Genomic DNA, 12,795 nt, shown 5'->3' on the forward strand with positions numbered 1-12,795 from the left:
AGTAGAAAACACTTAATATTTCTCCTTTCTACTCTATTTTCTAAGAACTATTTAAATAAAAATATTCATAACTAATATATAGTAGTTATGTGGTTGCAGGATAACACCCAAATTCCATAACTTAAAGTCTAAAGAATTTGGCCACAATTTATCAATCAGACTTGAAAAATGGTGGGTAGTCGTGTCAAAATAGACTTAGATTTGTTGGTTGCAACAGCGGATTCGACAACCGTCGTTGAAAAGTACCCGATCACTTCGTAGGGATAGAGCTTGTTCAGCACCTTCTTTATTGCATTCCCAGGCAGCATAACAAAGATGGGTTTTTGCTGTGAACACTAACTCCACATGTGCGAAATGAGCTAATTCAGACTGTGCATAACATGATGATGTTAAACCAAGACTCTGCTTGGCTGCCCGGTAAAAAGCTTCTATCCTCCACTGTTTTGTATATGTTCTTGCTACATAATCTGGTGTATCAAAACCATCACTGATGAGAAGATACGCATCCTTGGAAATTGCCGGAACTTCTACTTCCGGCAGAATGATATTTGTTTCTGATGCCTGCTTATTATAGGTTGCTGCAATAGGCACGAAGCGTTGCCGGGTTATAGGTTTTCCCTTACTGGTAAAAGTTTCAACAGGCAGTTTGATGTAAATGCTCGGAGTGATAATTACACAATGACAAACAGATACATGAACCCCTTTTTCATGCGAATGTAGGTAATATCCACACCCCAGACTTGGTTCGGCCTTTGATTTCAAAATTCCGCAACAGGTAGGGGCGGATATACTGGGAATGATATCGTTTACTCAGATTCGGCTTCGGGTGTATCGTATAAATTCTCATATCCCTCATGATCCGGCGCACCCGTTCCTTGTTGATAACCAGATCGTGGTCTCTCCTGAGAATGGTCGTAATGGTCCTATACCCCAGGTCGGTTCATTTGTATGGATCTCGTCGATCAAGCGCATCATAAATAACTCCTCATTACTAATCATCTTGACAGGAGGTTTCCTATATGTACTGCTCTGATTGATTCCTAGCAGTTTAGCCTGGCACTTTACGGTGATGCGTTCATTGCCAAACTCGATGAATTTTTTACGGTCGCTTGCGTCTATTGATTTCTTCAGATTTTTTTAAGCCAGTCAACTTCATATGCCAACTGTCCGATTCTACGCTCTAGTTTTTCTACATATGCCGCTCTTTTTCAAGCTCCTGTTCGGCCTCAGGGACCTTTCTTAAATACCTCTGAGGCTCGCTCTAGGAATTCCTTCTGCCAGCGATTGATCATACCTGGATGAACGCTATACTTAGCTGCGATCTCGATGACAGTCGCTTCTTCCCAAAGAACTTCTAGGACTACCTGGGCTTTAAAATCGGCTGAATAATGATTACGTTTGTTCATGCTCCCATTGTAACTTATTTTTCTTATCCTGTGTCTCACTCTTTGGGAGCATTATATCCTGGGCCACTTCATTGACAGACTGATCCACGCTTTGGCGTGCTTTACCGCTACCATTTTGAACTGTTTGTCATAGACTAATCTCTTCATAATAATCTGACCACCTTTTCTTTTGCTCTTAACTTGATGTCCAGATTATTATACCATTTCCAAAAAGTTGTTAAGTTGGTGTCCAATTAACCGGGGGAAGTCCAGCCCTTTCAAGGGCTTGCAAAAGCGACAATAGCAATAGAGGCTTGAATGAAGTAAAAGTAGCCGGTAACCCAAGGCTTATAGCCCTAGTGCAAACCACCCCTTTGGAGGGGTGGTTATGATTAAGGTAATACCGAATTAGATTGGTTTTAAGATTTCTCTCCAAGACTGATGAAAGCCATAAAGTAAAATTTTGAGAACTTGGTGTAGGTTGAGTTATACTAGATGAAATCAATCTTTATAGATGAATACTGAATTCTATGGTAAGCGTCAAACCAATTGACGCCTTGACCAATGCCGACTCGTATTAAGCGGTTACAGGAACCCTTCATCACTGATGTCAACGACATCCAGAAACTGCTTCCGAATGTGTCTTCGGAATGCTTCATCGCTGAGGCGCTCGCCTTTATAAACACCGTCTTCCACCAGGCGATCGTCAATCAATCTTGCAAATTCCTCGTCTTCACGGGCCATTTTTTGGTAGCGCTGTTGTACTTCATGGGGGAAATCCAGTTGGAAATCCAGACGACTTATGTTGCCTTTGAGGAACGCTTCGACCATATCGAGAACCATGTCAATGTTACTTCGTTTTTTCATGGTAACTCCTCTCGTTTAAGCCTGGCGGGACTTTGCACGTCTCCGGCGCGTTCCAGGGCAGCAGCAGCTCTAACTGTTTCGGGTCGCCGAGATCCATGTTAGGTGCCGCGTCAAAAACATAGCTCAGAAAGCGGTGGGGATCCAATCCGTTTTCCTTCGCCGTCTCAATGAGGCTGAACATGACGGCGCTGCCTTGCGCCCCTTTCGGTGTATTGGCAAACAAAAAGTTCTTCCGGTCAATGACAAACGGTTTGATGCTGCGTTCCGCTCGGTTGTTGCTGAACTCCAGCCGCCCGTCCAGGAGATAATTTGTTAGCCAGGACCACTGCTCCTGCAGGTAATAGATGGCTTTGCCAATCGCGGATTTCGGTGCGGTTTTATGGGCTCTCAGCCACGCCGAAAAGGCTTCAAGCATTGGTTTTGCCAGTTCCTGACGTTTCTCATAGCGTCTTTCCGTCGGGCAGGCCGCCAATTGTTTTTCAAGGTCAAACAGTGCGTCGCAATAGCGTTTTCCGCGCAGGGCTAAAGACCCCCCCCGGTCTTTTTCCGGGAGAGCTTTCAGGGCTTCATTAAATTTTCGTCGGGCATGAGCCCAGCAGCCTACCACAGTGATCGAACCCGGCAGATTGTGATAGCCGCTGTACCCGTCCGTATGCAAATATCCGGAGAAACCTTTTAGAAACTCGGCCGGGCGGCGGGCTTTTCGATCCGGTTGGTATTCATACAGGATAATCGGCTGTCCGGTATCTCCGCTGGTCCGGTATAGCCACATGTAGCTCTTGGACTGAGCGGATTTCCCCGGCTCCCGCAGCACTTGCAGAGTGGTTTCATCACCATGCAGCACTTGCCGGGCGCAAAGCCTGCGATGCAGTTCATGGTAGATGGGCTCCAGCCAATCTGCAGTGCTTTTCAGCACCCAGTTGGATAACGTTTGGCGCGACAGTGTTATCCCCTGGCGCTGAAAAGATTTCTCTTGCCGGTATAGCGGGGCTCCCATGACAAATTTCTGCGTGATGATGTGCGCTACCGCCTCCGGTGAGGCAAAGCTCCCTTTGATGACGTTGTTTCTTTGGGGCGTTCTGAGCACGGGGACTTCTGTGCCGGTTTTTTCGCAGGTTCGGCAGGCGTAGGTATAATAGATATCTTCCAGGATCACCGCGCTGGCCGGAATGATTTTTAGCCTCCGCTGCACGGTCTTTCCAATAATTTGCAGTTCGTCGTTGCAGACCGGGCAGGTGCGCTCTTGATCCGGCAGAAAATGCTCGGTGGTTTCGACGGGCAGGTTCTCAGGCAGGCTGTCCTTCGTTTCCCGTCGCTTCTTGCGAACGTGGGGTTTTACATCGGTTAACTCCGGTTCCGGCACAGCTTCGTCCGCGAAGAGTTCCGCTTCATTAAATAGGTTCGGCTGCTCCCAGCCGTCATATTGGCTCTGTTCGGACGAAGACCCAAAACGTTTTTGCCGGGCCAGGCGCAGTTGCTCCAGAAACCATTCTACTTGACGTGACAATTCGGCGTTTTGGGTCTTTAGTGCAAGATATTCATTGTATTCTGTGCGCGAAATCGTCACGATTTCGGCGCTGTCTTTAACGGTTTCAGGCACGTTTTTCATGCTTGAATTATACCATATTTTGCTGCGAAAAACAATGAAAAACCCCGTATTTTCAAGGCTTCCCGGCTTTAAACAATACTTAAATTATTCACCGGACGCAGGGCTTTAGGTTGGTCAATGGAGAGCCCTTCCATGAGCCAGCGGAATTGCTGTTCCGTGAGTGCCCGGACGTCTTCCGGGGTTCTCGGCCATTGGAAACGCCCGCTTTCCAACCGCTTATACAGAAGTACGAATCCGTTTCTCTCCCAGTAGAGCGCTTTAATCCGATCAGTTCGCCGGCCGCAGAACAGAAACAGACTGTCGGAGAAGGGGTCAAGCTGAAAGCGCTGCTGAACCATAGCGGCCAGCCCGTCAATACCCCGGCGCAGGTCTGTGTAGCCGCAGGCCAGATACACGTGCGCAGCGCGTGTGACATCTAACACAGCGCCTTCACCGCTCTGAGGATCGTTTCCACGGTTTCTGAGTGCACACCGTTTTGAAATTCCAGTGTGACGTTACCAAAATGAAGGGTGACGACCGCCGCTGGCACGCTCTGAACCGGGGCCGGTATCCGGCACTCGGTAAATACAGCTGTTTCAGCCCGCGTCATGATCGGTTGCTGATTTGACTCTGCAAGAAGGTTTTGTGTCCCTGCGTCCCAAACCGCACGCTGCCATCGGTAATAGGTCTGCGGGGAGATATGGCGCTCTTTGCACCAGGTGCAAATTGTTTGGCCGCTGGTCCGACATTCATAGATAAGCCTGCGCCATTCCTCCACTTTAAGCTCATGTTTTACTTTTTGCAGTTCCATTGTAATCCTCCTGCGAGGCAGTATTAAAAACTATTGAGAGCTCTCGCAATATCTCGCGTTCTCTCAGGATACTCTCGCTACTATACTCTCTCACAGAAAGGGCGGGGAAGGTAGGTGTCGTTAGATTTGACGCTTACATTCTATGGGTTGAGTCTCCATAAAAATCACTGTTAGATATATGCGCACCATACTCAGATGCCGCAGTGCTAACATGAATATAAGGGAAATAAACATGATTTGGTTCCAAGGTTGCAGTTATAGCATGATTGATGTTGCCATTTAAGGTTTTGCTCAAATTATTGCTAGATGATGCGCTGGCTACCGTTTGGGTACCAAGCCAAACACTATCCGTAGAATCCCACAATTTAACTTTAATTTCGGCATAAGCATTTCCGTTAATACCTCCGACCATATCACCCCTATATGTGCCGGAAAATATAATTTTGGCCGATTTAGATGTTGTTCCGGTTGTTTTAAATGTTTGACCAACGTAAGCATAAGCATCAGCCGCACCCCAAATTGATGCCCATGAATTGGCTTCAGCACTTCTACTTGAAATGGTATATCTGTGATATGAAGCTGATGTGCCACTCTTTGATGTATCGCTATCACCATCATTGGCCGTGGTTAATGTCTTATCTGTCCCAATAGCAACAGTTACTGGTGTTGCCATGATAGTAGAACTGACTTCATTAATATTGAATAATTCTCTAAGTTTGTTTTCTTCTAATGCTTCCATGTTTTTTATACTTTTTACGTTTTGCATTTCAGCTTTCATCGTTAATTCCGGATCAGAAGTTTCATGTATAGTTGAATTATATTTTACTATTTCATTAGTGGTTGTGGGTAAGTTATCAACGCTTGCATAAGCAAATGAGCCCAAAGTTAAGCAAAGAACAAATACTAAGCTAATCAAAGAAACTTTCTTCATTTTTTCTCCCCCTTAAATAATCTAATTTAAAATACTACATACTTGTTCTATTGCTCCTAAGCACCACCTCCTAGGAACCTGGTCTAAAAGAAATATCTCTGAGAGGTAGATAAATAAATTTTTGTTATTGGATAAATATATATTCACATTAATATTTATCGAACCGAAACTGCAGTAGAAGTTGATGAACCGGATTCTTTGATGCCTGACTCAGTAATCTTGTGCAATGCATACGCCCGGTAATCGCCGCTATCAACAGCTAATACTTTATTGCCGGATATTTTTTTTGTACCATAATCCTCATAAATCCAGGAACCCTGACTGATCCAATTGCCGTCGACCTTCTTCTGTAAATAAAGAGTTAACGAAATAATATCGACGTCTGAGTATGCTGTAGTTTTACCGCTGATTTTTACTGTTCCGTCCATATTGTTGGTGATACTGCATGTCCCATCTGCTAACCATTGCAGTGCTTCTGGTCCAATAGCCGTGAAAACACTGCTTTCACTCTCGATCTCTAATAGCTCACCAGCCAGGGCGGAAGATGCAAACAGAATGCAAGACACTAAAACAATAATAATTAAAATTACCCTCTTTGCCAATCGTTCACCTCCTTTCTACTAATAAGACTTTTGAGGGACATAAAATGATTCTCCTGCTCAGTTAAAATATAACAGGTTTTTTTTGTAATAATGTCGAATGGCTACATACAATTAAATTGCAAGGTTGTGCTGTATGAGCAAATTAAAAGCAGAAGATTTATTAAAATATTATGAGAAAACTTTTCACGCCGCACTTTTCATATCAGGGAATAAAGAAATTGCCGAAGACGCTACCCAGGAGGCTTTTTTAAAAGCTTATAATAAACTTAAGAGATTACATGATCCAAATAAAATAGGTCCCTGGTTAGCGGTCATCGCCATGAACTGCGCCAGGGACCTTTAAAAAAAAAGAAATTGTTTCAACAGGTTGATAATATGGAGACAGTTGTTTCCCATACCGATGAATTCTTAAATTTAGATTTAAAAATAGATATACAAAAAATATTAAGCATGATGACTATTGAGCACAGACAGGTATTAGTATTGCGTTATTATTACGATCTACCTGTAAAGGATATGGCAGACCACCTGGGTATCTCGGAAGTTGCAGTACGGTCCAGGCTGCATAGGGCAAAGTCCGAGGTAAAAGATGCTTTAAAGTTACTAATGTGGACTTAGGAGGTGTTATACATGGAACAAGACAAGGTTGATGAAGTAATTAAAACTGCGATGGAGGATATGAAAGTGCCGCCGCCGCCTCCTAAAGAGTTTATGCAACGCCTTAATAAAACATATCATGAAAGACGAAAGAAACTGATATTGATAAGAATAAGAACTTTTTTGGCTGCCGCTGCTGTAATTTTTTTGCTTATAATTGTCATTGGTTCATTTATTCCTAAAGATGCAACGGCGGTTGGTAACGTTATTTCGAGATTATTTAATGTAGAAGGTAACGGCAGTATAAATAACATTATTTTTGAATTTTTCCATGGACCTGAGAAGGAACAAGATGAAATACGTGAAATTACCACACTTCAGCCTGTGACAATGTCGCTTGAAGAAGCCCAGGAAAAAGTGCCCTTTAAAATACTGCTGCCTCTTTATTTGCCTGTCGGCTTTTCTCTGGATGAGGTAACGTTGGAGGAAGTCCATGACCCCAGTTATATAGTTACCTTGTATTACAAAAACTCAAAAGGTGAATCATTATCAATTTACGAGGAAAATATCATTGGAGAAGCCGGACGTGGTTATATGTATGATAAAGATGATACAATGATAGAAGAAGTGTCCATAAATGGCTCCACAGCTACTCTGGCCAACCTGAAAGATAAATACGTGCGCTTATTTTGGCTTAAGCAGAGCATATCTATAGAAATTTTCGGTCAAACAACCAAAGAGAAGGCAATTAAAGTTGCGGAAAGCCTAAAATAATGTTGAGAGAATGTGGGAAAATATAAAGATATAGCGGTCATAATGTCAAAAATGGTGCGGAATATTTGCTTAATTTCTATTTGTGGTAAGTATATACTTTGCAGCTATGGACCTTGGTATTGTGGACGGGGTTTATTTTTTACGGGGCATTTTTAAAACATAATAGAAAAATCAAAGCTTTTTATTTTTCTGGGGCAGGTTCCGGTTCCTGAACTGGTGTCGATACTGCCTGCGGATGCGATGTGGAAGTACCAGCTGAGACTATTGTAATGTGGTTTCGTTCCAGTCCACATTTGCCCCTAATGCTTCGGATACAAACCGCAGCGGTACCATAGTTCTCCAGTTCTCATCCATTATACCCGGTACCTCTAATGTTATTGGCTGGTCATTGCGATATGCTGTTTCGGAACCAATTCGCAGTTTGACGGTGGTCCCATTTTTTGTAGCGGTTACAGTCTCTCTGTAGGCTTGATCCCAATCAACACTGGCCCCCAGAGCTTCAAAGATGGCCCGCAAAGGGAATAAGGTGGTGCCGCTCTCCTCCCTAATAGATGAGACGTTTAACTGGTTGCCGTTTTTTTAATTTTTCAACGTGATCTGTTACAACCGAGTTAATTTTATTGTCATTATAAAGTTGATCAACTTCATTTATGGTTTCAGATAGAGTGTTTGAGAAATCAATTACATATCCTGCCTCTCCAACTTCATTCGAAATACTGTCTTTTTTTATTTCATCAAATTCCTCTTCTTTGAAGATATTCTTGAGGTGAAGTCCGATATTGCCAGATGATGTATCGAACAAAAGCCCATTTGCTTTTGGTTCGACCATATAGTACCGTCCTGAACGCGTACCTCAACGCCGTCGCCGCCAGATTGATACGAATATCAAAAATTCAGCGGTGCTATTGCGGCTTTGAAGGCTTTGGGCCGGTTTTTTTATGTGTCATAATTGCATCTTGCAAGTAATATATTCCCAAAGAGGGGCTGAACATTTCTTTCAAGACAGTAATATTTCCCGATATTTTTCTCAGGAGAGATGATTATGCAAACCCAACCAAGTATTGCACATTTTTTCTCACAGGTCGATGAATTAACTGAAATCCACCTAACCCAGGAAGAAATACCTGATCTAATAGTCATGGGTCCATACAACTCCGGCAAATCAACATTGATTAATAACCTTTTGGGGCAGCGTCTTTCACCCGTGGACATCATACCTGCCACCCCGGCCCCAATCCGCTTCAGTTACGGCGAACGTTTTCTGGCCCAAATAAATTTTACCGACAGACAGGTGCATGCTTTAACTGCAGATGAACTAGCCGGCTTTCTAACCCGCAAAAAGCTGTCCGGGCTTGAAATTACCGGTGTCGAAGTGCAGCTCAGGCACAACCTGCTTAAAAAAATGCATCTACTTGACACACCGGGCATAGATGCAATACATGAATCCTCTCCACTGCCCGGCCGTCTGCCCCAATCAGACCTTGTCGTGTATTTATTGCAACAACGGGGGCTTAACGATTTAGAGCGGCGGCAGATACAACAGCTGGTTCACAGAAACGGTCCGGGCAACATTTCTTTCTGGATAAACTGCAACCTGGGCAACAACCATGACGGCACATCATTAGAAGAATCACGCCGGATATTGCGGCAAATATGCGGTATTGAAGTAACCGTACATTTAATCAACACCATGGATATTGAGGATATTAGAAAATTTCAGCTGTTTATCGAAAACCAGGCGGCGGTTTTCAAGCTGCAAGAGATTACCGATAAACTTAAAAAACGGGACCTCCAGATACCGGAGATGATCGCAGAATCAATGCGTGAATATGATGATGCAAAATTCCTGGTACAGTTCTGGCCGGCCATTGAACAGGCCCGTTTAATCGTGCAAAGTCAAAATACATTAAAAACAATGCCCCCTGTAACACAGCAAATAGCATCATTACTGAAAAAACCAACTCACTCGATAATTGACCCCGACGGCGTAACGATTGTATACAACGCTACCGGCCCGCGGCAAGATCCGGTGGTCATACGGGAAAAAATAATATCTTTGCTGGAGCAGGCCATCGCTGATCCTTCTCTGAGACCATACAAAAAATCTATTGGGCAACTGGAGTCATTGCACAGCCAAATAACAAAAGAAAACTACCTGGTTACCGCCGCCGGTGGATTTTCCAGCGGCAAATCCACATTTTTTAACGCATTAATGGGTGAAGCAATGCTGCCCGCGGAAAACCGTCCGACCACTTTTGCCATTACACGGCTCAAATACGGCAGTCATAAGAAAGCTACTATTAATTATGCCCGACAAGTGACCATCCCCACCCACTATATAGAAAACCAGCAAGCCGCTCTTTGCCAGCGCGAGATGTTCACGCTGGAACACTGGATCACCGACCCTGAACTGCTGGGACAAATATATGCTATGGAGAAAAGTAAAAATGGCAGATTAACCAGAATTACCGCGGCTGAACTATTAAAAGAGATAGAGCTGTTAAAAAAGTCATTCGCCCGGGTTAAACGTAATTTCCCCAATAACAAGCGCCCCTGGAAATCACTGTTTAAGAAAATATCCGCACAAAAATTTTCAACAGGCGCGTTGGCTGATAATATCATTGTACACTTTAAAGACACTGCCCATCAGACATTGGAACTGGACAGCCCGGCCGGCCGTGCCGCACTGGCGAAAATAGCCGGCTCGCACCTGGCCCTACGCGTATCGGACATGGTTATAGAACACCCGGCAAAATCGCTGCGCCTGGCCACGTTTGTGGATACACCGGGGCTGGACTCGGTTTATCGCCACCACCGGGAAATAACCACCCGCTACCTGCCATCATCGGATTGTTTTCTCTTTTTTTTAAATGGCAAGCACATTTTAACGCAGCCCGATATGGGTATTTTACAAATGCTTCACCGGGCTATGCAAAACAAGCTGCAAGCAGATCGCAGATTATTTATCGTAGTTAATTTTGCCGATACTCTGACGGCCCGGGAACAAGATAAGATATACAATTATCTACAGGAATATTTGGTTAAACCTTCGTCCAGAACAATCAACCCCAAGAATATTTATTTTATATCCGCTCTGGACGCATTGACGGGCCGTAATAAAACAACCTTTACCCGGTTTATAAGATATTTGCAAGAAAGCATCTGGGAATTGCGCTGTGCCGCAAACTACCGTCAGGCTATACAAAATTTTAAATCAGCATTGCCCGGTGTCTCTCAGGAAACTGAAAATTCGCTTTTCACCGAAGATAAACAGCTGGTGTCTTTAAAAAGTGAAGTTGAAGCACTATTGAAAGAAATTAGACAAAGAACGGCCAACTGGCAAGAACAAATAGCTTCCTTCAACAGCCGGGAGGACTTGCGTGGCTTCCGCGACGGGCAAAAATTAATTAAGCAGGGTTTTCTGAATCTATCCCGTAAGACAGTGACAGTACCCTCCTGCCGGGATATGTCCGCAAGTATAAACTCGCTGTTGAGCGGCTTTCACAGTAAATGGAGCAATCATATCAACAGCCCGACCATCTCCGGACTAAACGTAACGGACCTGCAAAGAACCATCGACGAGCTGCTGGAAGCAAATTTTGAGCTAACCCGGGCCCGGGGCATATTGATTCAATATGTCAATACAAAGGCAAACCTTATTTACTCGTCCGTCGAAACAATGCAGAACACCATTGAAAGCAAGCTCAATTCAAATTTGCCGGCGCCGGAAGGCCCTAACATATCCCCCGAGACACTGGCAGCCGCACATCGCTATACTGCGGAAATCAATAAACTTGAAGAAGCCACTTACGGAATCAGACGGGATAGCATGTAAACAGCAGCGGCACCCAGCGGAATTCAACGAATACCCGGGAGGGATAAACAATGCAGAACGCTAGAACACTGGACGAAAGATTGCGCAAAATAATTAAGGAAGTCAGCAGTAATACCGGTCAAGAAATAAAACAGGATTTAATTGAAGAGCTGGCCCGCGTGGTTAATGAATATCGGACCAAAGAAATAAGCGGTTTCCTGGAGTCATTTAATCGGGCCATAAAAAAAATATAAAAGGAGGAAGGATTTATGTTTAAAGGTCAAGACAGCGAAATGCAAGCTATTTTAACAGATATTTTAACGGGTTTGAAAGGAAAATTTGTTCAGCCCGTACTGGAGGAAAACGGCCGATTGCTGAACATGCTGGAGGATATTAAAAAACAGGACCGGGAAGGTATTGATGATTTAAAGGAACGGCTTGCCAGCCTCGAACAAAAGATTGAAGAAATTCCCCTGCTGGTTCTTGCCGCCATCAGGGACGCCATTAACCAGGCCACCGAGGAGGCGTAATAAAAAATGGTCAAGTTTTATGAACTTAACAAAGAGCCCGCTCCCGGGGAACTAACTCATTCACTTGCTCAGTCCCTTAAGAAGGGGCTTTTTATACCAACGGAAAAAAGATTTAACGCTTTGGAAAATGATATTATTAATCTTAGACAACATATTGAGCTGGACACAGAAAAAATTACTATGGAAACAAATGAAAAGTTTAGTCGGTTAGAAAAAGAATTTAAGCTGCTGAAAAGAATGTTAAGCGTCAGTGCAATATTGTCTGTTATCAGCCTGGTAGGTGTTGTAACCGCTTTAATTCTTTTATTTAACTGGTATTAACCGTCACCCGAAGCAAACACCCTGCCCCTCTTTTTTTATAGCCTATAGCGAATAAATATCAATGATTGTGACAAAAGCTGATCATTAGTTATAAAATTTCTCTTGAGCCCTTGACAGAAATACTTATAATAATAATTAAGTATGTGTGTTAGAAGGGGAATACAAATGATTCAGGTAGGCACCGTTTGGACTTACATATTTGCGCCTGACGTAAACAATAAAGTTGCCGGTAAATGGATTTACGAAGGGAGCGCCGATCTTTTTCGGCAGCTTTCCCCCATGTTAAATAAATTAGCTGACGACGGAAAAATTAATATGGCTAAATTCGCCAACAAAAACCCCCGTCATGATCCCTGCCCGTATATAAAGCATTCGGTGCTCTGCGTGTATACCCATGTGCCCCGGGATGAAAAAATACAGCAAATTATTAAAAACGAACTTGGGTTGTGGAGTGAAACATATAAAACCGAGGAGCAGACCAACCAGGAATGGCGCCCGGGAGGTATACTTTTTGACCAATACGCTCAATACTGGAAAAGTAAAAGAGGTTTTCTCTGAAACAGTTATCTAATCCG

Annotated in this window: 17 protein-coding genes and 1 pseudogene; 8 read left to right on the forward strand and 10 right to left on the reverse strand. The window is 43.7% G+C overall.

What is annotated here, in order from left to right:
• Positions 1-195: 195 nt before the first annotated feature.
• The 8 genes and pseudogenes from ABDB91_RS12945 to ABDB91_RS12980 all read right to left on the reverse strand — a co-directional run bounded on the left by ABDB91_RS12945 (position 196) and on the right by ABDB91_RS12980 (position 6,184).
• Complete coding sequence (locus tag ABDB91_RS12945) at positions 196-591, reverse strand: hypothetical protein (RefSeq protein WP_347488130.1); 396 nt, start codon at positions 589-591, stop codon at positions 196-198.
• 83 nt (positions 592-674) lie between these two features.
• Positions 675-1,406 (reverse strand): annotated as a pseudogene (locus ABDB91_RS12950) (IS3 family transposase); the annotation flags it as partial.
• A gap of 564 nt (positions 1,407-1,970) precedes the next feature.
• Positions 1,971-2,252, reverse strand: coding sequence for a hypothetical protein (locus ABDB91_RS12955; RefSeq protein ID WP_347488131.1), 282 nt, complete (start codon positions 2,250-2,252; stop codon positions 1,971-1,973).
• Positions 2,236-3,861 carry an IS66 family transposase gene (locus tag ABDB91_RS12960; protein WP_347488132.1) on the reverse strand — a complete coding sequence of 542 codons (1,626 nt, stop codon included), beginning with the start codon at positions 3,859-3,861 and terminating at the stop codon, positions 2,236-2,238. Before ABDB91_RS12960 ends, ABDB91_RS12955 begins: the two co-directional genes overlap by 17 nt.
• Positions 3,862-3,929: 68 nt before the next feature.
• Positions 3,930-4,283: an IS66 family insertion sequence element accessory protein TnpB gene (gene tnpB / locus ABDB91_RS12965; RefSeq protein WP_347488133.1), complete on the reverse strand. Its 354-nt coding sequence runs from the start codon at positions 4,281-4,283 to the stop codon at positions 3,930-3,932.
• Positions 4,277-4,651 carry a hypothetical protein gene (locus tag ABDB91_RS12970; RefSeq protein ID WP_347488134.1) on the reverse strand — a complete coding sequence of 125 codons (375 nt, stop codon included), beginning with the start codon at positions 4,649-4,651 and terminating at the stop codon, positions 4,277-4,279. Before ABDB91_RS12970 ends, tnpB begins: the two co-directional genes overlap by 7 nt.
• Before the next feature lie 133 nt (positions 4,652-4,784).
• Positions 4,785-5,582: a hypothetical protein gene (locus tag ABDB91_RS12975; RefSeq protein WP_347488135.1), complete on the reverse strand. Its 798-nt coding sequence runs from the start codon at positions 5,580-5,582 to the stop codon at positions 4,785-4,787.
• A gap of 155 nt (positions 5,583-5,737) precedes the next feature.
• Positions 5,738-6,184 (reverse strand): DUF6147 family protein, encoded by a 447-nt coding sequence (locus tag ABDB91_RS12980; protein WP_347488136.1) that lies wholly within the window; start codon positions 6,182-6,184, stop codon positions 5,738-5,740.
• Between the two features lie 133 nt (positions 6,185-6,317).
• Here ABDB91_RS12980 and ABDB91_RS12985 point away from each other — a divergent pair, with 133 nt between their 5' ends.
• Genes ABDB91_RS12985 through ABDB91_RS12995 form a run of 3 tightly spaced genes read left to right on the forward strand, consistent with a single transcriptional unit; the run spans position 6,318 to position 7,555 of the window.
• Positions 6,318-6,527 (forward strand): sigma-70 family RNA polymerase sigma factor, encoded by a 210-nt coding sequence (locus tag ABDB91_RS12985; protein WP_347488137.1) that lies wholly within the window; start codon positions 6,318-6,320, stop codon positions 6,525-6,527.
• 11 nt (positions 6,528-6,538) lie between these two features.
• A complete protein-coding gene (locus ABDB91_RS12990) occupies positions 6,539-6,802 on the forward strand; it encodes a sigma-70 family RNA polymerase sigma factor (RefSeq protein ID WP_347488138.1) in 264 nt (87 codons plus the stop codon).
• A gap of 12 nt (positions 6,803-6,814) precedes the next feature.
• On the forward strand, positions 6,815-7,555 hold the full coding sequence (locus ABDB91_RS12995) for a DUF4367 domain-containing protein (protein ID WP_347488139.1): 741 nt from the start codon (positions 6,815-6,817) through the stop codon (positions 7,553-7,555).
• Positions 7,556-7,816: 261 nt separating this feature from the next.
• On the opposite strand, the gene ABDB91_RS13000 is transcribed toward ABDB91_RS12995, so the two are convergent.
• Both ABDB91_RS13000 and ABDB91_RS13005 read right to left on the reverse strand, forming a co-directional pair.
• Positions 7,817-8,104, reverse strand: a complete 288-nt coding sequence (locus ABDB91_RS13000) for a copper amine oxidase N-terminal domain-containing protein (protein WP_347491604.1) — start codon at positions 8,102-8,104, stop codon at positions 7,817-7,819.
• Entirely contained in the window at positions 8,100-8,384 is a 285-nt protein-coding gene (locus ABDB91_RS13005; RefSeq protein WP_347488140.1) for a hypothetical protein, read from the reverse strand. Before ABDB91_RS13005 ends, ABDB91_RS13000 begins: the two co-directional genes overlap by 5 nt.
• 213 nt (positions 8,385-8,597) lie before the next feature.
• Here ABDB91_RS13005 and ABDB91_RS13010 point away from each other — a divergent pair, with 213 nt between their 5' ends.
• The 5 genes from ABDB91_RS13010 to ABDB91_RS13030 all read left to right on the forward strand — a co-directional run bounded on the left by ABDB91_RS13010 (position 8,598) and on the right by ABDB91_RS13030 (position 12,778).
• Positions 8,598-11,390, forward strand: coding sequence for a dynamin family protein (locus tag ABDB91_RS13010; RefSeq protein WP_347488141.1), 2,793 nt, complete (start codon positions 8,598-8,600; stop codon positions 11,388-11,390).
• Between the two features lie 50 nt (positions 11,391-11,440).
• The gene (locus ABDB91_RS13015; protein WP_347488142.1) at positions 11,441-11,623 is read left to right on the forward strand and encodes a hypothetical protein; all 183 of its coding nucleotides are present in this window, start codon (positions 11,441-11,443) and stop codon (positions 11,621-11,623) included.
• A gap of 15 nt (positions 11,624-11,638) precedes the next feature.
• A complete protein-coding gene (locus ABDB91_RS13020; protein ID WP_347488143.1) occupies positions 11,639-11,899 on the forward strand; it encodes a hypothetical protein in 261 nt (86 codons plus the stop codon).
• Positions 11,900-11,905: 6 nt separating this feature from the next.
• The gene (locus ABDB91_RS13025; RefSeq protein ID WP_347488144.1) at positions 11,906-12,220 is read left to right on the forward strand and encodes a hypothetical protein; all 315 of its coding nucleotides are present in this window, start codon (positions 11,906-11,908) and stop codon (positions 12,218-12,220) included.
• A gap of 165 nt (positions 12,221-12,385) precedes the next feature.
• Positions 12,386-12,778 (forward strand): hypothetical protein, encoded by a 393-nt coding sequence (locus ABDB91_RS13030; RefSeq protein WP_347488145.1) that lies wholly within the window; start codon positions 12,386-12,388, stop codon positions 12,776-12,778.
• Positions 12,779-12,795 lie beyond the last annotated feature (17 nt).

The organism is Desulfoscipio sp. XC116 (assembly GCF_039851975.1).
In the GTDB taxonomy this organism is placed as follows: Bacteria; Bacillota; Desulfotomaculia; order Desulfotomaculales; family Desulfallaceae; genus Sporotomaculum.